The following is a 23815-nucleotide window of genomic DNA, read 5'->3' on the forward strand; positions in this document are numbered from 1 at the left end:
AGAGTTTAACCGTTTAATTATTTCCTCCAAAAGCCTTTGCAAAGACCTCTTTTGCCACAGTTACACAATCATTTTCGGGAGCAGAAGTATACGGGTTTGTAGCCTTTGTCCAAGGTTCTTCCATAGAATAATAATCCAGTTCCACCATTGGTTTGCCATCGAGCACATCAGACAGTGTTTTCCAGTAAGCTTCCCAACGCTTGTAATAGAAATCTTTCAGAATACCATTCCATTCCTTGTGGGCATAATCGCGCAATCCACCTTCATTGGCCGAATAACGATTACCCCATGTTGTAATCTGTACACGTGCATTCCATTCGTAAAGGTTCTTTTCTTCTTCATTATTGCCCAGGTTACGAGCACTTTCAATCCATGTACCTACACGGAACTCACTGCGTGTACCCAATAATTTATCCTGCAAAAGCAATAATTTAAGGAATTCTTCGGAATCTTTCTTAAAAGCTTTTTTATCGAAACTCTTGAAATCGGCTACTGTACGGTTATAAACAATTCGTCCGCGATCGGCCAAAGACTGACGTACAACATCCACCAAATCATATTCAAAGTTATTGTTACCTCTGTACTTATCTGCAACTTGCACCATTAATCGGGCAGCATCTTCTGTTGATGTAGGATCATAATAATTCTCCATCTTTGACCAGCTTGAAACCTGGAAATTATTCAATGACGGACGACCACAGAAAATAGATTCATGAGTTCCTTGTTGATTATTTCCTTGCGGACAATTTAGTATGCCGTTAGCCAAGACTGTCCATGCTTGCTCTATTGTGTTATCTTTTGCTCCATATCTGGCTGTCAGATATTCTTTAATCCATCCTGTTTTAGTAACCTTTTCTGAGCGCCAAGGTAACTCAGTCATCAGTTCAAACATCATCGGATTATTTTCAATACCCTCCATTGTAAGTCCTATACCTTTTAAATGTTGAGCCAATGGATTATTTCTTGTTTCATAGAAATTATTCAGCAACTGATCCAAACGTCCATGTAGTCCTACATTTCCTCCAAAATTTTCGAGCATGCAGAAAAGCCAGTTGTGTTGTTTATATCCGCCTTCTCTGTACCATAGAGATGGTTTCATTCCCCACATTGGGCGACATTCGCTGAACAAATCGAGTATCAGAAGATCTCCGTTCTTCATATTCTTTATCATATCTTCACGTGGATTTTCTGTCCATCCTTGAACAACCCATACTGCTTTAGGATTTACTTTCTTCATAGCATCCATTACAGCTTTTCCGGCAGCATCAAGATCTACTTTCTCAATACCTTTAGCTTCGTGGAACGGGTCCATTGAATAGTAATTGGCTTTACCGAAAAGAGCTTCCTGTTCTTTATAGTATAAAGCTGCAATTTCTTTGAAACGACTGTCGGTTGGTTGCAAAAATGCAGGACGTAAATATCCGTTCCACAATTCAGGTTCAGTTACATTCAGGCCTAATTTTTCTTTTGCATCATGAGGAACCATTCCAGAGTAACCAGGAAATACAGGTTCAATGCCATATTCCCTCATGCGTTTCACAATCTTCTTTTGTAAAGCAGTTTGCTGCACATACCATGAATCAGGATTCGGACCTCCCCATCCTTCCAAGTTATTCATTTCCCACCAAGCCATAAAAGCTGGTCCGGAAATAAACTTATTTATTTCTTCTTTAGAGTAGCCCAGTTTTTTGAGCATATTAAACCATACACACTCCTCGCCTACTACAGCCAGCGGTAAATTTATACCATGCAATGCCATCCAGTCGATTTCCTGTTCCCAGCGTTTCCAATCCCAGAAAGCCATAGAATAAGAGAATGTGCAATAATTGAAATCGTAACGTAGTTTCAGTGAAGTTTCATGACGTTCTTTCTTAGTCACTTTAGGTAAAACAGCAGGTAATTTTGCTGCCATACCATTCCATGACAAATGCACTCCTGCATAATATTTAAGATACCAGTTAATTCCGGAAGCCGCACTTACATAATTATTAGCACGTACCACTACCTGGTTACCTTTCTGATCGAGCTCAAAATAATCTTTGTCTCCGATACTTTTTAATTCAATGGCAAATTTTTTGGAAGCACCTTTATCGATTCGTTCCAACATTCCTGTGATAGGATTAGCAAACAACTGGCAAGTTAGCCAGCACATCATAAATATACTGAGTAATTTCTTCATAGTGTTAACATTTGAAGGCAAATATAAGGCTTTCCTTATAGATGAAAGATGAAAAACGAAAAATAAAGGATGAAAAACATGCAGAAACAGTAAAGCTCCATATTACATACGCCATAGTCTACACGGGCGATACAAAGCCAAAGCACTCAAAATCTGCCGCCAATAAATTAAAATTATAAACCAGCCTTTGGAGAATACTTCCTTTTATTTTTTGAAAAGTCGGGCAATAACTTTTTATATAAGAAGTCCTGATTTAAGAGATTAGTAAACGAAAACAGAAATAAAAGACATGAAACAAGTTAAAGCTTCAAAAAGTTAACAAGTGCTAACACCTATCATTAAAAATCTTTATTTTGTCAGTATATAATCAAATGGGCACTACTTTCACAAAAGTAACTATTTATAAATCAAGCACGAAACACTTTTTAACTCGAAACAACCCTTAAGTTTTAAAACTATTCACCAGCTTTTCCGACATACTTTTTTACTTTTAAAGATAACATTCTGATTATTAGGCGCGGGCATTTTTGTTTCACCCCGTAAGAAAACAAAAAACAAGGGGTGTTTTTCCGCACTATGAAGATCGGGATTATAGAATAACCATTAATACAAATAAAAACAGTAACTAGGGTCTAAACAACAATCTTTGTCTTTCTGTAGTTATCTCTGAACTCTTTTGGCGAGCACTCTTTTTTCTTTTTGAATATTCTATTGAAGTTAGAAAGATTATTGAACCCACATTCGTAACAAATTTCAGCAACAGACTTAGTAGAGTCAACAAGCAAACGGGTGGCAAATCCCAAACGGATATCAATAATAAAGTCTGATAGATTTTTCCCTGTACGAAGTTTAAAGAAACGACTGAAAGAAACAGAAGTCATTCCTACCAAATCGGCTAGTTTCGACAAACGAATTTCTTCTTTATAATGATCATTAATATAGTCCTGAACCTTCTGTACCCGGCGGCTATCAGAATGCATTCCTATTTTTGCGAACGATGAACTTGAAAGAGTACGTGCGTCATCGCAAAGAGATAGTTCATATAGAATAGTCATAAACTTAATCACAGCATAAAAACCTTCTTTTTCTGTAGCAAGAGTATCAAGCAGATGATAGACTTTAAGAATAGCCGACATTGGAAAACATATTCCTTTCTGAGCACGCTCCAACATCTTCCGGATACTATCGAACTGGTTTTTATTAATAAAGCTCTTGAAAAAGAGGTCTGATGAGAATTGAATAGTAATTTCCCTTATCTCTTCCGACTTACATTCGTGCTGTTCCCAAACATGCTCCAGATCCTTACCTGTAATAAGAACCAAATCATATTCGCCAACCACTTCTACAGAATCGCCTACAATACGTCTGACTCCGGTTGCCTTTTCAGTAAAATTAAGTTCAAATTCCTGATGACTATGTATGGGGTAAGTAAACTCTTTCTTATAACGTTCTGCTATATAGAAACAATCTTTATCAGAAAGAGGTGTTATTTCGTGTATAATGTGATTAGCGTGTGTATTCATCTGGCATTAGTTAACAAAGTATTGTACAGGCAAATATACAATACTTTATCAACAATGCAACGCTCTGCAAATAAATTATTTTTTGATAGAGCGAAAATCAGCACCGGTGGGGTTTTGGAATACCGCCAGATCAAATTCGGATATAACTGCAAGTACATGATCCATTACATCTGCTTGCAATGTTTCATATTCAACCCATACTTTTGAGATGGAAAAAAAGTAAAGTTCCATCGGGATTCCTTTTTCTGTTGGTTGCAGATGTCTCACCATAAGATTCATTTCCTGATTAACCGCAGAAAGACTTCTTAAGTAACGTTCCAGATATGCACGAAATACACCAAGATTCGTCTGTCTTTGTCCGTTAACCAGTACAGAATCATCAACGCCACATTCCTGATTATAGGCTTTTAGTTTTTCTTCTGTTTCTTCAATATAATCCTTCAACAGGGCAATCTTTCGAAATTTTTCCAGCATCTCGGGTGTGCAAAACTTCACACTGTTCATATCAACATTAATGGAACGTTTTACACGACGTCCTCCTGATTCGTGCATTCCTCTCCAGTTCTGAAAAGAATCACTTACCAATGCATAGGGTGGTATTGTAGTAATTGTATTATCCCAGTTGCGAACCTTCACCGTGTTTAAGGTAACATCAATAACAACACCATCGGCATTATATTTAGGCATTGAAATCCAGTCGCCCGGACGAAGCATGTTATTTGCAGATAGTTGAATTCCGGAAACAAACCCCATTATGCTATCCTTGAATACCAACATCAGCACAGCTGCCGAAGCACCCAATCCGGCAAGAAGAGAAGCCGGAGATTTATTAAACAACACACTAAAGATCAGTATGCCACCAACAAAAAAGATAATAACCTGCACTGTTTGCAGTAATCCTTTAAGTGGACGGTCGTGATACTTTTCAATCTGATCATAAACTATATATATTGCAGTACAAAAGGTAATGAAGAAACGCATTACCACTGCAATAATATAAATCTGGGTAATCTTTAAAAAGAAACCATATAAAGGAGATCCAGCTGGAAAAGCTATCGGAAATAAAAAGTAGATCAGCACAGGAGCCACCACATGACATAGTTTTGCCATCACCCTCTCGTCAAAGATAATGTCATCCCATGTTGCTTTTGTTTTCATCACAAGCTTCTTTACGACTTTAAGCAAAACCAGTTTGCAGACAAAATCAGCAAAAAAAGCTATTAAGATAATAAGACCGAAAATAACCCAATTATCTAAACTATTCGCCTCCTCAGACGAGAGTCCAAGAAGGCGAAGAAGATTATTAATTGATTGAGTAATCACATTTTCCATATAAACTAAATTCGTTCAGAAATAGGGATATACTCTTGTACCTCAAGCACATTCTTGTAAGCCGGACGAATGATACGTTTGCCCTCGAAATTGAGTTCTTCAATACGATGAGCCGACCATCCCACAATACGAGACATGGCAAACAAAGGAGTATATATTTCCTGAGGCAATCCAATCATTTCATATACAAATCCGGAATAGAAGTCCACATTACTGCAAACCTTCTTACCACCGGCTCCTTTAAATTTATTGAAACATTCTATAGAACGTTCTTCCAGCAATTCCAGGAAGTTAAACTCTTCTTCACGTCCTTTTTCTTTTGCCAGTTCACGAGCCATTTCCTTAAGCAATATTGCACGCGGATCTGAAATAGTGTAAACAGCATGTCCGATACCGTAAATAAGTCCAGTCTTATTATATGCCTCTTTATTTAAAATGCGATTCAGATATGTATCGATCTCTTTTACATTTGTCCAGTCATGAATATGTTCTTTCAGATGATTAAACATATCTACTACCTGAATATTGGCACCACCATGCAAAGGGCCTTTCAGTGAACCGATTCCTGCAGCAATAGAAGAATAAGTATCTGTACCGGTTGAAGATGTTACCCTTACGGTAAAGGTAGAGTTATTACCACCACCGTGTTCAGCGTGAATAATCAACAAAAGATCGAGTGTACGTGCTTCCAGGTCAGTATATTCTTTCTTAAGCATATAAAGGAAATTCTCTGCAATTGAAAGTTCCTCTTTCGGGTGACGTATATGTAACGACAATCCAAAAGTGGCATGGCGAAGAATATTATATGCATAAGCAATAATTGTAGGGAACTTGGAAATCAGTTCAATACTCTGGCGCATCAGGTTATCGCGTGAAGTATCATCGGGGTTTGCATCGTAAGTATACATTTCGAGTACGCTACGAGCAAGAATATTCATAATATTATTTCCTTCCAGATCAAGGATGTTCATTTTCACCTTTTGCTCCAGAGGCATATTTTCATTGATCAGTTCTCTGAAAGAAGCCAATTCTTCTTTATCAGGCAGACCGCCCGAAAGCAACAGGTAAGCAACTTCCTCAAAACCAAATCTACGTTCTTGCATAACTGCATGTGCAATATCCTCAACATCCAGTCCACGGTAAAACAATTTTCCTGGAATTGGCTGTAATCCACCTCCTGGAATACGTTCGTAACCAACTACATTACCAATTTTGGTAAGTCCTACCAAAACTCCGGTACCATCTTCGTTGCGTAGCCCACGCTTAACGCCAAACAATGTGAATAACTCATTGTCTATCTTAGCGGTACTCTTAATCGACTCAGACAATTTGTATATGATATATTCCTTTTTCATAAGCGTACATTTATTTATCCTTGAATGATAGAAACAATTAAATCGCGGAATTCAGTTGTTGATAAAGAGACTCCATTCGGCATAAAACGAGCCAGATCGTTGGTAGCTTTACCACTTTCAAAAGCCTGTTCCATTGCCGAAGTAATCAGATTAGCAGCTTCGTTCCAACCAAAATATTCGAGCATCATTACTGCCGAAAGCAATAATGAAGATGGATTTACAATATTCTTACCGGCAATATTAGGAGCTGTTCCATGAGTAGCCTCGAAAACAGCATGTCCGGAATTATAATTGATATTCGCACCCGGTGCAATACCAATTCCTCCAACCATTGCTGCCAACTGATCTGAAATATAATCACCATTCAGATTCAACGTAGCAATAACAGAATATTCCTCCGGAATAAGCAATGTATTTTGCAAAAATGCATCTGCAATAACATCTTTAATAACAATTTTGCCTTCACTTAGTTCTTTACCGAATTCACGTTCGGCCAACTCATAACCCCATTTTTTAAATCCACCTTCAGTGAATTTCATAATGTTACCTTTATGCACAATAGTCACACTAGGCAGGCCATTTGTCAACGCATACTGAATAGCAGCACGAACCAGGCGTTCGGTTCCTTCTTTAGATACTGGTTTAACTCCGAAAGAAGATGTTTCAGGGAAACGAACTTTCGTTACTCCCATTTCGTCACGAAGAAAACGATAAAATTTTTCAGCTTCAGGAGTACCTTGTTCCCATTCAATACCGGCATAGATATCTTCTGTATTTTCACGGAAAATATGCATATTTACTTTCTGTGGCTCTTTTATCGGAGAAACAACTCCACGGAACCAACGAACCGGACGAAGACAAACAAATAAATCGAGTCCTTGTCTTAAAGCCACGTTCAAAGAACGGATACCTCCACCAATTGGAGTTGTCAATGGACCTTTAATTCCAACTAGATAATCTTTAAAAGCCTGCATTGTTTCATCTGGCAACCATGAGCCTGTAGCATTGAAAGCTTTTTCTCCAGCCAGAATTTCCATCCATTCAATCTCTTTCTTTCCCTGATATGCTACCTTTACAGCTGCATTAACAATAGCCTGAGTTGCAGGAGTAATTTCAGCTCCCACCCCGTCTCCCATAATAAAGGGAACTGTTACACAATCGGGTATAACAAGGCAACCATTTTCTTTCGTTATTTTCATACTTATCTACCTATTTATCTAATTACCTGTAATTTATTTACTATTCAATGCAGATCCGGCACGGAACCAGCCAATCTGTTGTTCATTATAAGTATGCAATACCTCGAAACTTTCCTGAGTTCCATCTTCGTGCTGCAAGATAGCCATTAATGATCTGCCTGGCGCAAAGGATCCTAATCCTACAATTGAAATCTTATCATGTTCCTGAATGCGGTTGTAATCATCTTTGTTAGCAAAAGTAAGAGCAAGCATTCCTTGTTTCTTAAGATTAGTTTCATGAATGCGGGCAAAACTCTTTGCCAGAATTACACGAACATTTAAGAAACGTGGTTCCATTGCTGCATGTTCACGAGAAGACCCTTCTCCATAATTTTCTTCTGCAACAACAATCGAAGCAATATCTAATGACTTGTATTGTTTTGCAACAGCAGAAACGGCATCATACTCACCAGTCTCGCGGTTATAAACAGAATTTGTTTTTCCATTGAAAGCGTTCACCGCTCCCATCAGCATGTTATCTGAAATATTTTCCAGATGTCCGCGGAAACGAAGCCATGGACCGGCCATTGAAATATGATCTGTTGTACATTTCCCCTGAGCCTTGATAAGTAAAGGCATATTCAGTAATTCGTTTCCATCCCAAGCCTGAAAAGGTTGAAGAACCTGCAAGCGGCTGGAAGATGGATCTATATTAATTTCAGTTGAAGCACCCGTTGGAGCTATATATCCGTTATCACCCTGAACAAAACCTTTTGCAGGAAGATTACTTCCCTGAGGTTCTGCAAGTTTTACTTGTTCACCATCGGCATTAGTCAGCGTATCTTTCAGCGGATTAAAGCAGAGATCACCGGCAATGGTTAAAGCTACGGTTAATTCGGGAGAAGCAACAAACGCAAATGTATTAGGGTTACCATCCGCACGCTTAGCAAAGTTACGGTTGAAAGATGTAACAATTGCATTCTTACGTGTTGGATCATCCGTAATTCTCTTCCACTGACCAATACATGGTCCGCATGCATTAGCCATTATTGTTCCGCCAACAGATTCGAAAGTATCAATCATTCCATCGCGTAAAGCTGTCTGATATACTCTTTCCGAACCCGGATTTACAATCAGCGGAGAAGAAACCTTTAAGTTTTGGTCTATAGCCTGACGAGCTACTGAGGCAGCACGGCTGATATCCTGATAAGATGAGTTTGTACAAGAACCAATCAAGCCAACTTCCATTTTACGTGGATAGTCGTTCGCAATTACTTTTGCTGCGAATTCAGATATCGGACACGCAGCATCCGGAGTAAACGGACCATTAATATAAGGTTCAAGCGTAGATAAATCTATTTCAATGATACGATCATAATATTTTTCGGGAGCAGCATATACTTCCGGGTCAGCCTGCAAATCAGCAGCAATTGCATCTGCCATATCAGCAACTTCGGCACGTTCAGTTGCACGAAGATATTCAGAGATTTGAGCATCATAAGCAAATACTGAAGTAGTGGCACCAACTTCAGCACCCATATTACATATAGTAGCTTTACCTGTAGCAGAAAGAGATGCAGCACCTTCTCCAAAATATTCAATAATTGCATTGGTTCCACCTTTTACAGTAAGGATACCAGCCAACTTTAAAATAACATCTTTAGGAGAAGCCCATCCATTCATTTTTCCGGTTAGCTTCACACCAATCAGTTTAGGCATCTTAAGTTCCCATTCCATTCCTGTCATTACATCAACAGCATCTGCTCCGCCTACACCAATAGCAATCATACCCAAGCCACCGGCATTAGGAGTATGAGAATCCGTACCAACCATCATTCCACCTGGGAAAGCATAATTTTCCAATACTACCTGATGAATAATTCCGGCACCCGGTTTCCAGAAGCCAATACCATATTTAGAAGAAACATCCCTAAGGAAATCATATACTTCTTTATTTGTTGAGGTTGCAGTTTCAATATCTATCCCTGCACCTTTATATGCCTGGATTAAATGGTCGCAATGCACAGTAGCAGGTACTGCCGATTTAGTTTTTCCTGCATTCATAAACTGCAGCAAAGCCATCTGAGCAGTGGCATCCTGCATAGCAACACGATCTGGGCGGAAGTTTACATAATCTTCACCACGCTGAAAAGTTGTTGTTTGATTTACATCATATAAATGGGCATAGAGAATTTTTTCAGCTAAAGTCATAGGGTGACCAATATTACTGCGAGAAGTAGCAACCCTATCTACAAAAGAGGAGTAAAATCTCTTTAGCATTTCAATGTCATGTACCATAAGGTTCTTTTTTTGTATGTTAAAAACTAAACATAGAATCTTTCTTTTTGTTTTAAAAACCGTATATTATTTCAATTTTATTCGCAAAAAAGCCGTTTTATGTTACAATTGCAAAGTTAAAGATTATTTTTTTTAAAAACAATTCAATAATACAATATTGCCATTGCAAATTATAAGAATTAACTTTGCCCGAATATTAATTTGATAAATATGAATAATGATAAGAATTATAAAGGCCATCTTTCCATGTTGGCTGCGAGTATAATCTGGGGACTTAACGCACCTATTGGAAAAGCTGCTTTAGATTTTGGCATTCCGCCTCTGGCTCTCACCACATTTCGTTTCTTTGGAGCAGCCATTGCATTCTGGTTTATATCGCTCTTTACAAAAAAAGAACGAGTTAAAAATGAAGATTTACTAATGCTTTTCTTTGCAGCTCTCTTTGGCATTGTGCTTAATCAGGGAACATTTATTTTCGGTCTTTCATTGACCTCTCCTATCGATGCTTCTATAGTTACTACCATGGCTCCTATTGTTACTATGATTGTTGCAGCTATTGTACTTAAAGAACCAATTACAGGAAAAAAAGTTCTGGGAGTATTCGTCGGTGCCATTGGAGCATTAATACTAATACTAACCAGCCAGGCAGCTTCAGGAGGCAAATCTGGAAACATTGCCGGCGATTTGCTTTGTCTTACTGCCCAACTTAGTTTTGCTATTTACTTAACTGTTTTTAAAGGCTTAATTGAAAAATACTCATCGGTTACCATTATGAAATGGATGTTTATATATGCATCTATGTGTTTCATTCCATTCTCTTATGATAATATAGCTTCCATTAATTTTGCAGCTGTGCCTTTAAAGGTATTCGGAGAGATTTCTTTTGTAGTTTTTGCAGCAACTTTTCTTGCCTATCTTTTGGTAATGACCGGACAAAAGACATTACGCCCTACTATTGTTAGCATGTACAATTATGTTCAGCCTATTGTCGCATCATTTGTTGCCGTAAGTATAGGAATGGATTCTTTTGGATGGCCAAAAACTGTAGCAATTGCATTTGTTTTCACAGGAGTATTCATTGTAACTCAAAGTAAATCTAAAGCACAGCTTGAGGCAGAATTAGTATATCAGGAGGTAGACACGCAACAAAAGGATAATGAGGAAAAGGAGGATTAAAGAACTATGGAAAAATTTGCAGCAATCGATTTTGAAACAGCCAACGGGCAACGCACCAGTGTATGTAGTGTAGGAGTTATCATTGTAGAGAATGGTGAAATAACCAACCGTTTTCATAGCCTGATTCGTCCACGCCCCAATTTTTATACTTACTGGACTACACAAGTTCACGGAATGGTATTTGACGACACTAAAAATGCGCCGGATTTTCCAGACGTATGGAGCCAAATAGGTCCAGAAGTTAGCGGATTACCTTTGGTTGCTCACAATAGTCCTTTCGATGAAGGCTGTTTAAAAGCCGTATTCAATCTGTATGGTCTTTCCTATCCGGATTATAAATTCTACTGTACTTGCCGTTTATCCCGCAAAATGCACAAAGGATTGGTAAATCATCAATTACATACAGTATCTGAACATTGCGGATACGATTTAAAACAACATCACCATGCACTGGCCGATGCAGAAGCCTGTGCGGCAATAGCTTTAAATATGTTCCAGAAAACTCAAACTAATAGTTTTGAGGAGCTCTCTGCATTTGTGAAACAGAACTATTGAAAGAAATTTTTTCTAACAATAAAAAAGTAAATAAAAAGAAAAAACACTTGCTAGTATTAGATTATATCCATATTTTTGGAAGTAATTTAATAATAACAAATGAAGAAGATGCTTTTAATCCTCTCTTATATTATTCTATCAAATAATTCTTTATTTGGGCAGGATCAAATATATAAAGCTATCAGTGATTCTGAATTTAAATTATACAGAGATATTGTTTCTACTCTGAAAGATACATCTTTTATAGTTTATCCTCTGATCGAAAAACATATTAGTTCATCCATGCTTGATATTCCTGAATTAATTCAGAAATATGGGTTCAACAGAGAGCAATTCAGGAAATCAGCTATTGATGATGTCTTTATAATTAAAAACAATAGCAGTTTCAATGCCATTAATCCCGACTCAATAGATAGTTATCAAAATTATAAAGAGGCGAATGATACATTAATTTTTGAACCATTTCTTTACGCAATAAAAAAACACTACCACAAAAGTGCCGTTTGCTATTTCAATAAGCTCTTATTATCAAAAAATAAAAAATTTGCGATAGCAGAGTATTTTATTTCTTGCGGAAATTTATGCGGATATGGAGCTACAGTTTTGATGAAAAAGAAAAAAGATAAATGGATAATAATTAAATATCTAACACACAGTATAAGTTAATCTATCGGTTTTAATACAAAAAATGCGGTTTATTAAATTAATCACCCAAAAAGATATTGATAATTAATCTCAAAACATAAAATGATATTAATCGGGATATTTCTATTAATAGGGATTCTGCTTTTCTTAGGAAATAAAGCACAGAAAAAATACTATTATAACACTCTAACTTTAATAATATTGATAATGGCTATTATCCAAGCACCATTATTTTATTACTATACGTCAGGAATGTTAGCCATTTTTCAAGTGATACCATATTTATCAATTGGAGTTGGACTATCCATATACTTATTATTGCCTTTCTACAAAAAGACTGACCAATTAAAAACTAAGTTCCATAAGTTTGGACTTACTACCGCCATCACTTTAGGTCTTATTTCTTTATTATTTGGTTCAAGTATCGTAGAAAAACTAGATTGGGTAATGAGACGTAAAACCAGAGACACAATCGTTACAAACATCAAGCATGAAATACAAAATAGAAAGACTTTAAATTCTTATAATATAGAGAAATGGAATTTTCCACCTATTTCCAATGGAAGAAAAGAGATAGATATTTCAAAAGGAGAAAAAGGAGAACTAACAATTATTTTTTATATTGATCAAGGTTTTATTGATCATTTTTCTGCATTTGTTTACACTAATGATTCTAATGAACTGAAAGGATTCTATACCTTTGGTGCAAGCGTTAAACAACTTGATTGTAATTGGTATAGAGTATCGCAATAGAAATTTATAATAAAATGATAGCGTTGGAAAAAGCATAGTAGAATTTTAAGATCCAAAACCTAGCAAAGAATATAGAAGTTTTTTACGCACTAGAAAAATTGATAACTTTGAAGAACAAAAATACTAAGAAATAAAAAATTAAAATATATAGATATGAAAAAAACGTTCTTATTACTCTTATCCATCTTTATTTTATCTTCCTGTTCCAAGGGTGATAAAGATAATATAACTGAAGATTACAATTCGATTGTAATATTGAAAGTAGATTATATGACAAACAAGTTCGAAGGTGGATATGAACAACAGATAAACAGTGAGATTACAGATGCTGATACTATTCCTATTACGATAAAATATAAAGCACCTGGTGATTTTGGAAATATATCCTTGTATTATAAGCCTACCAATGATTTGTTATTCGATGGTTCTATAATTTGGAATGGCACAGGTACTATTAACTATCCAAAGACATTTATACCTGCAGGCAATTACTCTCTTATAGAAGATCCAACAACAAAACCAAAACACTTACCATTCAAATGCATTTTTGGCACACCACCCACTGATTATTCATCAATATGTAATTCGATAAATAGCCTTAATATCGTATCTAATTGTTTAGATAGTAAGAAAAAGATAGATATATTTCTCTACACTCCTAGTGTTGGAGCCGGAAACCCTAATGACTGGGACTGGATAATTGTAATGAACAGAACCATTAAATATGACCCTATAATAAATAAATAAAAGAATAATAGCCTGCCGGAAGATCTATCCAGACAGGCTATTACTTTATTATTTCTCAATTACTTATTTGCTGAAATCACTTTTTATAATACTTCAAAGCTTCGGGCATTACTTTCTTTATATTGGCAATACGAGCAGCATCGGAAGGGTGAGTACTAAAAAACGCAGGGATAGATGTTCCACCCTGACTCATTCGTTGCCAGAACTCAACTGCTACCTGAGGATCATAGCCTGCCATTGCAGCAAAGATTAATCCCATTCTGTCTGCTTCATTTTCATTGCTACGAGAATAAGGGAGCATCACAGCATAATTGGCACCTAATCCGAACACTTGTCCAGCCAACGTTTGTGTTGCTGCCGATTTTTTAGATAACAAAGCGCCTAATGCTTGTCCCCCATAAGAAACTAAAAGTTGCTGACTCATACGTTCTGCAGAGTGTTTTGCTACAGCATGAGCAACTTCATGACCTACAACAATAGCCAATGCCGCTTCGGTCTTTGTAATTGGCAAAATTCCCTCGTTCACAACAATTTTACCGCCGGGCATACAAAATGCATTTGCTGTTGTGTCTTTTACCAAATGAAACTCCCATGCAAAATTCTTCACCTCAGCACTCAGACCGTTAGCATTCAGATAAGCCTCAACAGCTGCAGATATTTTTTTCCCAACTCGCTCTACCATGGCTGTATTTGTTTTATTGGTGGAAACTTTGGCCGTTGCCATATATTCCTTAAAGCTGGTACTACTTAAACTCAACACTTCTGAGTCCGATACTAAAAGAAGTTGTTTACGTCCTGTTAACGCTACAGTACTACATGCAGTAATAAACAGCACAAGAACAAAAATTGCAGGAAATGTTTTTAATTTTTTCATAGTTATATCTATTTAGTCAATTATTTATTGTCTAATGGAAAACAAAAATAGTTAGAATTTAGTTTAAATGAATAATTTAACGCTATAATTTCATTCATATTTTAGGCCTTACTATTTCGAACTGGAAAAAACTGATGATTACGATGAAGAATTTATTCGCCAATGGTTTTTATTTATTGGTGAATGCTTTTTATTTATAGGCGAAAGGATTTCAATCATTCACCAATAAATTTGAGATAAAAAAGAATCCCATCTCAAAACCGGTTTATAAAGAAGAAACCTTTCGAGATGGGATTATATTATGTAAGGAGGAGAAAAACACTCCTCTTAAAAAGCTATAAGCAGAGCTTCTGATTAGTTGTTTTCAGGACGTAATTTACGAACAACAGCACCAGCTTGCCACATTTCGCTTTCACGAAGAGCTTTCAATTCAGCATCCAAACCTTCGCGGTAGTCTGGTTTAGAGTTTGTATCAATAGAACGTTGAGCTTCGTTACCACACTTAACTTCTGAATACAATTTCTCAAATACAGGTTTTGTAGCATCGTGGAATGGGCCCATCCAGTCGAGAGCACCACGTTGAGCAGTAGTTGAACAGTTTGCGTACATCCAGTCCATACCATTCTTAGCAAACAAAGGCATCAATGACTGAGTAAGTTCTTCTACAGTTTCATTGAAAGCTTCAGATGGAGTATGTCCGTTTTCACGCAATACTTCATATTGAGCAAGAAGTAAACCTTGAATAGCACCCATCAAAGTACCACGTTCGCCAGTTAAGTCAGAGTAAACTTCACGTTTGAATGTAGTTTCAAACAAGTAACCTGAACCAACACCGATACCAAGAGCAACAACACGATCGAATGCGTTACCTGTTGCATCCTGGAAGATAGCATAAGAAGAGTTCAAGCCACGGCCTTCAAGGAACATTGTACGAAGAGATGTACCTGAACCTTTAGGAGCAACAAGAATTACGTCTACATCTGCTGGAGGAACAATACCTGTTCTTTCTTTGTAGGTAATAGCAAAACCGTGAGAGAAATAAAGAGCTTTACCTGGAGTAAGGTTCTTCTTAACTGTAGGCCATACTTCAATCTGAGCAGCATCCGAAAGAAGATACTGAATAATTGTACCACGTTGGCAAGCTTCATCAATTTCGAATAAAGTTTCTCCTGGAACCCAACCATCAGCAATGGCTTTTTCCCATGTTTTTCCACCTTTACGTTGGCCAACGATTACATTGAAACCATTGTCTCTAAGATTCAATGATTGTCCAGGTCCCTGAACACCATAACCAATCACTGCAATAGTTTCATTTTTCAATACTTCACGTGCTTTTTCTAAAGGAAATTCATCGCGGGTTACTACATTTTCAACAACACCGCCAAAATTCATTTGTGCCATTTTGCTTCTTTTTTATTTAAAAAACTAATTAATAAATATCATTTTACTACGGCAAACTACCTCGCCGCCATTCTTTTTTATTTCAACGTTATACTCGTTTTCGTTTATCTTCTGTTTATAGAACGAAAGAGTATCTCCGTAATAACTTTCCGCAATGTATGCAACTTCAAAACGTTTTATCCGTTTCTCTTTATACATTTCAAGCGGAAAAAGATCGAGAACACGCTCAATATACTTGATACTGTTTACATGCCCGTTAATATCAATATCACTATACTTTGCCTCGTAAGTTGTATCGGGCTCACAATCGTCTACTTTAATCCGACTAGGTTTCTCGATGGGACATTCCTTGTCGCAAACATAATCAACAATGCTTCCACCGTGAAGAGTAAGCAAGTCGGCAGGTTTTCGTGTCTGCTGACTAATCATAGCCCATACAGAACGAGCATAACCGATAGTGTGTCCGTTCTCGTCCAGAATCTCAAAATTACGATCTGTAAAAAGACGATATACATTTTCTACCCATGTACTAATGCTAAACTTCTTATATTGATAAGGCATTTCGTCCAATTCAACAGCTAGTCGGGAAAGTACCCATGTGTAATGAGCTTCATTAAGATTGGCAATGCCAAATCCCCTGTCTGTGGAATGAAATCCTGCACAATTCAGTAAATGATTACCCAATACGCCCATTGTAAGATGTCCGGAGAAATCTACATGGAAGGGTTCTGCTACAAAATTATAATTACCTACTTTATTCTGCTCCATTTTTACCTTTTCTACTTTCAACCAAAGCTAAGAAATTACTCAGACGCTCTACCGGACTTTTCGTAATGGCAATACGTCCCGAACGTACAAACTGCCACAATCCCATAGGCATAAGCTCATCATACAAAGCCTGAGTTTCTTCCGGATGCCCGGTTAGTTCAATAACAGCATAGGTTTGGTTTACTTCAAGAATACGTGCATTATGTTTACGAACAAGTTTCTCTACCTGATTACTGCCCAACAAGGACAATGCAGGAACTTTGTAAAGCGCCACTTCCTGAAAGATAATCTGATCGTCAGTATAATAATGCGCTTGCATTACATCAATACGTTTCTCAATCTGCTTGGTAACCTTTTCTATTGTACTGGCATCCGTATGAACAGTAATAGTATATTTATGAATACCTTCAATAGAAGAGGCTGATACGCTTAATGTTTCAATATTCAGCTGTCGGCGTGTAAAAATCGTTGTTACCTGATTCAACAAACCGGCCATATTTTCTGAATAAACGTTGATTGTATATAATTTCTTATTCATAATATCAGTATTAGTATCCCAACAACATGTTAGTAACCGTTGCACCGGCTGGTGTCATCGGATAAACCATTCCTTTTTCTATCACTCCCACTTCAAGAAGGTAAGGACCCTCTGTCTGCAACATTTCCTTAATTGCTCCATCTAATTGATCGCGCAAATAGACTGATCTGCCCTTTATTCCATAAGCAGAAGCTATCTTCATATAATCAGGGTTTCTCATAGGGGTGGAAGAATAACGTTCGTGGAAGAACAGTTCCTGCCATTGGCGCACCATACCCAGGAAGTTATTATTCAACAGAATAATCTTCACAGGAGCACCAGTTTCCATAATGGTTCCCAATTCCTGAATAGTCATTTGCAATCCTCCGTCACCGCAGAACAGACAAATAGTTCTGTCGGGTGCACCAAATGCTGCACCAATTGCAGCCGGAAGCCCGAAGCCCATCGTTCCCAATCCGCCCGAAGTTACAACGCTTCTACTCTTTGTGAACTGGAAATATCTTGCAGCAATCATCTGATTCTGACCTACATCTGTAACCAGCACAGCTTCGTGATTGGTTGCTTTCGATATCTTATCAACAACTTCCCCCATAGTAATAGGACCTTCAGCAGGATTCAACTCACCTTTGATAACTGAATTGTATTCTGTTTCTTCGCTTTCTTTAAAGCTGTCAATCCATTCCTTGTGCTCGTTCTTTTTCAGTTGTTCTGTTACTGCAGCCAGCGTTGTTTTACAGTCTCCTACTACAGCCACTGTTGCTTTAACGTTCTTATTTATCTCTGCAGGATCAATATCAAAATGAATAACTTTTGCCTGTTTAGCATAAGTATGTAAGTCGCCTGTAACGCGGTCGTCAAAACGCATACCAATTGCAATAAGAACATCGCATTCATTGGTTTTCACATTTGGTCCCAGATTACCATGCATTCCCAACATTCCTTTATTCAAAGGATGAGCGGTTGGTAATGCCGAAAGTCCCAGCAATGTTTTTCCTGCAGGAATATCTGCTTTTTCAAGGAACTCTAAGAGTTCTTTCTGAGCTCCGCCCAATTCTACACCCTGACCAACCAAAGCCAATGGTTTTTTTGCAAAATTTATAAGCTGAGCTGCCGCGCAAACTGCTTCTTCATCGATATCAACAACAGGTTGATAACTACGAATGAAATCTATAGTATGAGGTACATATTCAATCTTTGCCAGCTGAGCATTCTTTGCAAAGTCCAGAACTACCGGTCCTGGTCTGCCACTCTTTGCTATATAAAAAGCACGAGCCACTGCCCAGGCTATATCTTCTCCACGACGGATCTGGTAACTCCATTTTGTTATTGGCTGAGTTAAACTAACCAAGTCGATTTCCTGAAAAGCATCAGTACCCAACAAGGCTGCACCAACCTGACCTGCAATAACAACCAACGGTGTACTATCAAGCATAGCATCTCCAATTCCTGTAATGGCATTGGTTGCACCCGGTCCGCTGGTAACAACGCATACCCCAACTTTACCGGAGACTCGTGCGTATCCCTGTGCTGCATGAGTTGCACCTTGTTCATGACGAGTCAGAACATGATTTAATTCTTGTTTATGATCATATAAGCAATCATAAACAGGCATAATCGCTCCACCGGGATAACCGAATATGGTATCTACTCCCTCCTTTATCAAAGAACGGATTAATGCTTCCGAACCAGTAACTAGTTGTTTATCCATATTTAAATAGCTCGTTGTTTAGTTTTTAATCTATTAATCTAACTGCCCCTTTATCTGCCGAGCTTACCATACTTGCATAAGCTTTCAAGCTCTTAGGAACATTGCGATCTCGCAAAGGAGCGGTAAATGCTTTCTTTCCTCTCTCCATTTCCAGAGAACGGCGAAGATCTAGTTCTTTATCACTCAACTTCACATTTATAGTTCTATCAGGGATATTTATTTCAATAATATCACCATCTTTTATTAATCCGATATTTCCTCCGGCTGCAGCTTCAGGAGATACATGTCCGATACTCAATCCTGATGTACCGCCACTAAAGCGTCCGTCGGTAATCAATGCACATTCTTTTCCTAAATGCTTTGATTTGATATAAGATGTAGGATATAGCATTTCCTGCATACCCGGACCACCCTTTGGTCCTTCGTAAGTAATGACGACCACATCTCCAGAGACGACTTTACCTTTCAGAATTCCGTCACAGGCAGCATCCTGAGAATCGAAAACTTTTGCAGGACCAGAGAATTTCCAGATGCTTTCGTCCACACCGGCTGTTTTTACCACACATCCGTCCTGAGCAATATTTCCTTTCAATACAGCAAGACCGCCATCTTTAGTATAAGCGTATTCATAAGAACGAATGCAGCCATCTTTTCTATCAGCATCCAGCTCTTTATAATAACAACTTTGTGATCCTAAAATCAGATTAAATTTACCTGCCGGAGCACTTTTATATTTATTTATCGCTTCATCACAAACGTTAGGGCTGGTTATGCAATATTTATCAATAGCCTCAGCAAGTGTCATTCCATCTACACGTTTCACGTTTGCATCAATTAAGCCTGCTGCTTTCAATTCTGCAAGAATAGAGATGATTCCTCCTGCACGGTTCACATCTTGTATGTGATATTTCTGTGTATTCGGAGCAACTTTACAAAGACAAGGTATTTTACGAGAAAGAGCGTCAATGTCGTCCATTGTAAAATTAACCTCTGCTTCATGAGCTATTGCCAAAAGGTGAAGGATAGTATTGGTAGAACCACCCATTGCAATATCCAAAGTCATTGCATTCAAGAAAGCCGAATGAGTAGCAATACTTCTTGGAAGAACGCTGTCATCGCCATCCTGATAATATTTATATGTATTCTCTACGATCTTTTTTGCAGCATCATTAAAGAGGTTCTTACGATTCTCGTGTGTAGCAACGATAGTTCCATTTCCAGGTAAAGCCAAACCTATAGCCTCATTCAAACAGTTCATTGAATTGGCAGTAAACATACCCGAGCAGCTACCACATGTAGGACAAGCTGATTTTTCAATCTGAGCTACATCTTCATCGCTTACGTTTTCATCGGCCGACTTAATCATTGCATCAATCAAATCAAGATGCTGACCGTTAAGTTCTCCTGCTTCCATCGGACCTCCTGAAACAAATATTGTAGGAATATTAAGTCGCATAGATGCCATCAGCATTCCCGGAGTAATCTTATCGCAGTTACTGATACAAACCATAGCATCTGCCTTGTGAGCATTCACCATATATTCTACGCTGTCAGCAATAATATCACGTGAAGGCAAAGAATAAAGCATACCATCATGTCCCATTGCAATTCCATCGTCAATGGCAATAGTATTAAATTCAGCGGCAAAGCAGCCAAGCTTTTCAATCTCTGCTTTTACCAGCTGACCAATTTCATGTAAATGAACATGTCCTGGCACAAACTGAGTAAATGAATTAACGATTGCTATAATAGGTTTACCCAATTGTTCTCTCTTCATGCCATTTGCCATCCAAAGAGCTCTCGCTCCTGCCATTCTACGACCTTGCGTACTGAACGAACTACGTAATTGTTTCTCCATTGTTTCTTAAATTAAAAAAGCCTTTCTCATGACTGAGAAAGGCTCTAAATAATATTTTTATAGTACGATTAACTATACACCTTTCTCACGCTCTTGATTGGACCACCACGAGGCGAATAATATGCACTAGAGACAAATTAATTGATGTAATAATATTCATACTGCTTTTTATTTCTTTTTTAAAGACGATGCAAAGGTACGCTCTTTTTTTAAACCGCCAAACAAATTGAATAAAAAAAACGCTTAAATATTTGCAATCGTAAGAAATTAGCTCATAATTATCCTATTTTATAACTTTCAACCACTTTTTAGATTGAAAAGAGAAAGATTAAGATACATATATAATATGAAATAGTAATTTCGATTATATATTACGATTCTGTTGTTATAGCTTCAGGATTAAAAAGAAAAGAGAATACAGCATTTTTAAATATAAGTCATAATTTACAAAAAAGGACTTAATAATCTGAAAATAAATTGCGGCACGCAGGTATCGAATAAATATTTCGTATATTTGCACCTTATTAAAATAGTACAGAATTTATTAATAACAAAAGTATAGATGGAAACAGCACCAAACAAACTCATAGTAGTTTCTTACGAACTGTATGTAACTGAAGATGGAGAAAGAGATTTAGTAGAAAAAGCAACCCCAGAACAACCTTTCCAGTTTATCTCTGGTCTAGGCACTACATTAGATGCCTTCGAGAGTCAACTTACAGGTTTAGCTGTAGGCGATAAGTTTGAATTTACTATTTCTAGCACTGAAGCATATGGAGATTACAACGAAGAACATGTAATTGATCTCCCTAAAAATATATTTGAAATTGACGGAAGATTCGACGCAGAACGCATTTTTGCAGGAAACGTTGTTCCTTTAATGGACGCTGACGGAAACAGAATGAATGCTACTGTAGTTGAAGTAGGCAACAGCAATGTAAAGGTTGATATGAACCACCCATTAGCTGGCGAAGATTTAACTTTCGTAGGAGAAGTTCTTGAATCACGTACTGCAACGAATGAAGAAATTCAGGGAATGATCAACGTGATGAGTGGTGAAGGTGGTTGTGGTTGTGGATGCGACAGCTGCGGTGACGATTGCGGATGTGATGAAGAAGGACATGAAGGTAGCTGCGGTAGCGGTTGCGGATGTCACTAATCATATATTATAATAAAAAACAGCACACAGATGTTGCTTATATAGCAAACTTTCTGTGTGCTGTTTTTATTTTATATATTCCTTATCTTACTAATTCTCTTTCGAGAGTTCTTTCAATCTTTTATTCAAAAGTTTGAATTGCTTTTCATCTCCACCACGAACAACACATCTTATAACACCCGACTTATCAATTAATATACTCGTTGGAGTAAAAGAAATCCCAGTTTTACTTATAAAATTAATAGCATCCGGTATTTGGTGAAACAAGGGATGATTCTTAGCTACTATCTTTTCTATTTGATCTGAATTATTAAAAGTCATTGAAAGGAAATTAACGCCAGCATATTTTTTGGTCAGCTCGTTTAGCTGCGGAATCTCTTTTATGCAAGGTTCACAATATACATGCCAGATATTTATCATTGTAACTTTCCCCTTTATATTCTGATCCGTCCAGAGTTTACCCTTGGTATCAGTTAATGTAAATTCAGGGCAAGGCTTATCACAAAGTTTCTCTTGCAGAGCTTTATCATCGGCCTTTTGCTTAGCTTTGGATTCCTTCAGTTCGCCATTCACCTCAGATACTGAAAGATCATTATTCGTCTGAATACAATATGCAGCAGAAACACTACAAAAAACTATTAGTGCACAAAAAAACTTCTTCATCAAAAAAATCAAATTAACATTTAGCAATCCACATCAGTATCTAGTTAGTTGAAAATGAATCACTCCACAAAGGTATAAATTGAGTCAATGGATTGCAAATGTTGCACAGAAAAATACAGAATATATTCATAAAGATACAGATTTTAGGCAAATCAGGGCAAAATATTTAGCCATATCAGGGAATAAAAATAGGTCAAACTACGGAATATAAACCTACCAAATGCGGGAGTTGGAAATATCAGACTTATGTAAGCCACACTGCATTTAAAACTAATAGTGAATTACATTGAATCATCTGCACTATCTACCACTAAAACGTCTAAAACTACTTCACAAAAGGGCTTTCAGGTGGTAGTAGATAAAAATATCGAACTAATCATCTGCCACTAAACCACGCTTATCTGCCACTAAATTGAGCACTCCAGAACATCATGATGTATGTTGTCGCAAATTCTTTGGTGAGGAAATTTCAACTTCTAAAAATTGCACCCGAAATGAATGATTTAAGCCCCTCTTGTAAACTTTTACCAAATGCTTTATTGCTTTCCCTTTTATAGCTTATATATAATAAATTTTGCCTTACAAGATAATCAATTTTTAAAAAAGACATAAGTAAGCCCTCGAATGAAGACTCATGGGTTCTTGGCTAAAGACTGGTGGGCACTCGTTCGAGGGCTTATGGGTTCACGGCCGCGGGCTTACTAAATTATAATGGAAAAAATAGATAACTTATTAATTAAGAGGTGATAACAGAAATCTGTGATTTTAAAGAGGAAAAGAGCTCTAAAAGAGACAAAAGAGTTACACATTTTTATTGATTCAAAAAAAACTATTCTTTCACGATAGTTATAAGAGATTAGTCCATACAGCCGCAAACTAGTAGCAGATAGCAGATTCTAGTGGCAGATGAATTGTATATAAAGTTTATCTTCCACTAACTTAGTCTATTATTTTTCAGCACATTAAACCTTATTTAGTGGCAGGTGGCAGATAGAATTTCATTTTTTCGTTAGAGTTTGATTAATGACAAAAAAGGATGGCTAGTTAAAAGTAAACCAAGGCGTCAGCTAACAAAACATTTGATGCCATATAAAAAAACGGTGCA

The 23815-nt window shown here is 37.2% G+C and carries 19 protein-coding genes; 6 read left to right on the plus strand and 13 right to left on the minus strand.

The genetic code is table 11. The features are described from left to right. Window positions 1–13: 13 nt before the first annotated feature. From BUC21_RS04160 to BUC21_RS04185, 6 genes are all read right to left on the minus strand, one after another. On the minus strand, window positions 14–2179 hold the full coding sequence (locus tag BUC21_RS04160) for an alpha-N-acetylglucosaminidase (protein ID WP_073399491.1): 2166 nt from the start codon (window positions 2177–2179) through the stop codon (window positions 14–16). A 632-nt stretch (window positions 2180–2811) separates the two neighbouring features. Continuing rightward, entirely contained in the window at window positions 2812–3702 is an 891-nt protein-coding gene (locus tag BUC21_RS04165) for an AraC family transcriptional regulator (RefSeq protein WP_073399493.1), read from the minus strand. Window positions 3703–3777: 75 nt separating this feature from the next. After that, complete coding sequence (locus tag BUC21_RS04170; protein WP_073399495.1) at window positions 3778–5034, minus strand: mechanosensitive ion channel family protein; 1257 nt, start codon at window positions 5032–5034, stop codon at window positions 3778–3780. 5 nt (window positions 5035–5039) lie between these two features. Continuing rightward, complete coding sequence (locus BUC21_RS04175) at window positions 5040–6389, minus strand: citrate/2-methylcitrate synthase (RefSeq protein WP_073399497.1); 1350 nt, start codon at window positions 6387–6389, stop codon at window positions 5040–5042. A 14-nt stretch (window positions 6390–6403) separates the two neighbouring features. Continuing rightward, window positions 6404–7588 carry an NADP-dependent isocitrate dehydrogenase gene (gene icd, locus BUC21_RS04180; RefSeq protein WP_073399500.1) on the minus strand — a complete coding sequence of 395 codons (1185 nt, stop codon included), beginning with the start codon at window positions 7586–7588 and terminating at the stop codon, window positions 6404–6406. Window positions 7589–7621: 33 nt separating this feature from the next. Continuing rightward, complete coding sequence (locus BUC21_RS04185) at window positions 7622–9865, minus strand: aconitate hydratase (RefSeq protein ID WP_073399502.1); 2244 nt, start codon at window positions 9863–9865, stop codon at window positions 7622–7624. A 210-nt stretch (window positions 9866–10075) separates the two neighbouring features. Here BUC21_RS04185 and BUC21_RS04190 point away from each other — a divergent pair, with 210 nt between their 5' ends. From BUC21_RS04190 to BUC21_RS04210, 5 genes are all read left to right on the plus strand, one after another. Then, window positions 10076–11041: a DMT family transporter gene (locus tag BUC21_RS04190; RefSeq protein WP_073399504.1), complete on the plus strand. Its 966-nt coding sequence runs from the start codon at window positions 10076–10078 to the stop codon at window positions 11039–11041. A gap of 6 nt (window positions 11042–11047) precedes the next feature. Then, window positions 11048–11596 carry a 3'-5' exonuclease gene (locus tag BUC21_RS04195; RefSeq protein WP_073399506.1) on the plus strand — a complete coding sequence of 183 codons (549 nt, stop codon included), beginning with the start codon at window positions 11048–11050 and terminating at the stop codon, window positions 11594–11596. A 99-nt stretch (window positions 11597–11695) separates the two neighbouring features. Continuing rightward, window positions 11696–12262: a hypothetical protein gene (locus tag BUC21_RS04200; RefSeq protein ID WP_073399508.1), complete on the plus strand. Its 567-nt coding sequence runs from the start codon at window positions 11696–11698 to the stop codon at window positions 12260–12262. A gap of 186 nt (window positions 12263–12448) precedes the next feature. Beyond that, entirely contained in the window at window positions 12449–12994 is a 546-nt protein-coding gene (locus BUC21_RS04205; RefSeq protein WP_073399645.1) for a hypothetical protein, read from the plus strand. Window positions 12995–13147: 153 nt separating this feature from the next. Then, a complete protein-coding gene (locus BUC21_RS04210; RefSeq protein ID WP_139261264.1) occupies window positions 13148–13741 on the plus strand; it encodes a hypothetical protein in 594 nt (197 codons plus the stop codon). A 76-nt stretch (window positions 13742–13817) separates the two neighbouring features. On the opposite strand, the gene BUC21_RS04215 is transcribed toward BUC21_RS04210, so the two are convergent. From BUC21_RS04215 to ilvD, 6 genes are all read right to left on the minus strand, one after another. After that, window positions 13818–14615 (minus strand): M48 family metallopeptidase, encoded by a 798-nt coding sequence (locus tag BUC21_RS04215; RefSeq protein ID WP_073399513.1) that lies wholly within the window; start codon window positions 14613–14615, stop codon window positions 13818–13820. A gap of 354 nt (window positions 14616–14969) precedes the next feature. Then, entirely contained in the window at window positions 14970–16016 is a 1047-nt protein-coding gene (gene ilvC / locus BUC21_RS04220) for a ketol-acid reductoisomerase (RefSeq protein WP_073399515.1), read from the minus strand. 24 nt (window positions 16017–16040) lie between these two features. Beyond that, window positions 16041–16784: an acyl-[acyl-carrier-protein] thioesterase gene (locus tag BUC21_RS04225; RefSeq protein WP_073399517.1), complete on the minus strand. Its 744-nt coding sequence runs from the start codon at window positions 16782–16784 to the stop codon at window positions 16041–16043. Then, window positions 16771–17325 (minus strand): acetolactate synthase small subunit, encoded by a 555-nt coding sequence (gene ilvN, locus BUC21_RS04230; protein WP_139261267.1) that lies wholly within the window; start codon window positions 17323–17325, stop codon window positions 16771–16773. Before ilvN ends, BUC21_RS04225 begins: the two co-directional genes overlap by 14 nt. A 7-nt stretch (window positions 17326–17332) precedes the next feature. Further along, window positions 17333–19030, minus strand: coding sequence for a biosynthetic-type acetolactate synthase large subunit (gene ilvB, locus BUC21_RS04235; protein ID WP_073399521.1), 1698 nt, complete (start codon window positions 19028–19030; stop codon window positions 17333–17335). Between the two features lie 25 nt (window positions 19031–19055). Next, a complete protein-coding gene (ilvD, locus tag BUC21_RS04240) occupies window positions 19056–20888 on the minus strand; it encodes a dihydroxy-acid dehydratase (RefSeq protein ID WP_073399523.1) in 1833 nt (610 codons plus the stop codon). 562 nt (window positions 20889–21450) lie between these two features. On the opposite strand from ilvD, the gene BUC21_RS04245 reads away from it, so the two are divergent. Beyond that, entirely contained in the window at window positions 21451–22047 is a 597-nt protein-coding gene (locus BUC21_RS04245; protein ID WP_073399525.1) for an FKBP-type peptidyl-prolyl cis-trans isomerase, read from the plus strand. A gap of 90 nt (window positions 22048–22137) precedes the next feature. On the opposite strand, the gene BUC21_RS04250 is transcribed toward BUC21_RS04245, so the two are convergent. Continuing rightward, complete coding sequence (locus tag BUC21_RS04250) at window positions 22138–22710, minus strand: TlpA family protein disulfide reductase (protein ID WP_073399527.1); 573 nt, start codon at window positions 22708–22710, stop codon at window positions 22138–22140. Window positions 22711–23815 lie beyond the last annotated feature (1105 nt).

Origin of the sequence: Bacteroides luti, from assembly GCF_900128905.1 — a bacterium.
Classification (GTDB): Bacteria; Bacteroidota; Bacteroidia; order Bacteroidales; family Bacteroidaceae; genus Bacteroides; species Bacteroides luti.

Bases quoted from the DNA above. Each gene is read 5' to 3' on its own strand.
- ilvB (WP_073399521.1), bottom strand. From the start codon at position 19,030: ATGGATAAACAACTAGTTACTGGTTCGGAAGCATTAATCCGTTCTTTG.
- BUC21_RS04165 (WP_073399493.1), bottom strand. From the start codon at position 3,702: ATGAATACACACGCTAATCACATTATACACGAAATAACACCTCTTTCT.
- BUC21_RS04225 (WP_073399517.1), bottom strand. From the start codon at position 16,784: ATGGAGCAGAATAAAGTAGGTAATTATAATTTTGTAGCAGAACCCTTC.
- ilvD (WP_073399523.1), bottom strand. From the start codon at position 20,888: ATGGAGAAACAATTACGTAGTTCGTTCAGTACGCAAGGTCGTAGAATG.
- BUC21_RS04195 (WP_073399506.1), top strand. From the start codon at position 11,048: ATGGAAAAATTTGCAGCAATCGATTTTGAAACAGCCAACGGGCAACGC.
- ilvC (WP_073399515.1), bottom strand. From the start codon at position 16,016: ATGGCACAAATGAATTTTGGCGGTGTTGTTGAAAATGTAGTAACCCGC.
- BUC21_RS04170 (WP_073399495.1), bottom strand. From the start codon at position 5,034: ATGGAAAATGTGATTACTCAATCAATTAATAATCTTCTTCGCCTTCTT.
- BUC21_RS04175 (WP_073399497.1), bottom strand. From the start codon at position 6,389: ATGAAAAAGGAATATATCATATACAAATTGTCTGAGTCGATTAAGAGT.
- BUC21_RS04210 (WP_139261264.1), top strand. From the start codon at position 13,148: ATGAAAAAAACGTTCTTATTACTCTTATCCATCTTTATTTTATCTTCC.
- BUC21_RS04205 (WP_073399645.1), top strand. From the start codon at position 12,449: ATGGCTATTATCCAAGCACCATTATTTTATTACTATACGTCAGGAATG.
- BUC21_RS04190 (WP_073399504.1), top strand. From the start codon at position 10,076: ATGAATAATGATAAGAATTATAAAGGCCATCTTTCCATGTTGGCTGCG.
- BUC21_RS04250 (WP_073399527.1), bottom strand. From the start codon at position 22,710: ATGAAGAAGTTTTTTTGTGCACTAATAGTTTTTTGTAGTGTTTCTGCT.
- BUC21_RS04160 (WP_073399491.1), bottom strand. From the start codon at position 2,179: ATGAAGAAATTACTCAGTATATTTATGATGTGCTGGCTAACTTGCCAG.
- BUC21_RS04215 (WP_073399513.1), bottom strand. From the start codon at position 14,615: ATGAAAAAATTAAAAACATTTCCTGCAATTTTTGTTCTTGTGCTGTTT.
- BUC21_RS04200 (WP_073399508.1), top strand. From the start codon at position 11,696: ATGAAGAAGATGCTTTTAATCCTCTCTTATATTATTCTATCAAATAAT.
- icd (WP_073399500.1), bottom strand. From the start codon at position 7,588: ATGAAAATAACGAAAGAAAATGGTTGCCTTGTTATACCCGATTGTGTA.
- BUC21_RS04185 (WP_073399502.1), bottom strand. From the start codon at position 9,865: ATGGTACATGACATTGAAATGCTAAAGAGATTTTACTCCTCTTTTGTA.
- BUC21_RS04245 (WP_073399525.1), top strand. From the start codon at position 21,451: ATGGAAACAGCACCAAACAAACTCATAGTAGTTTCTTACGAACTGTAT.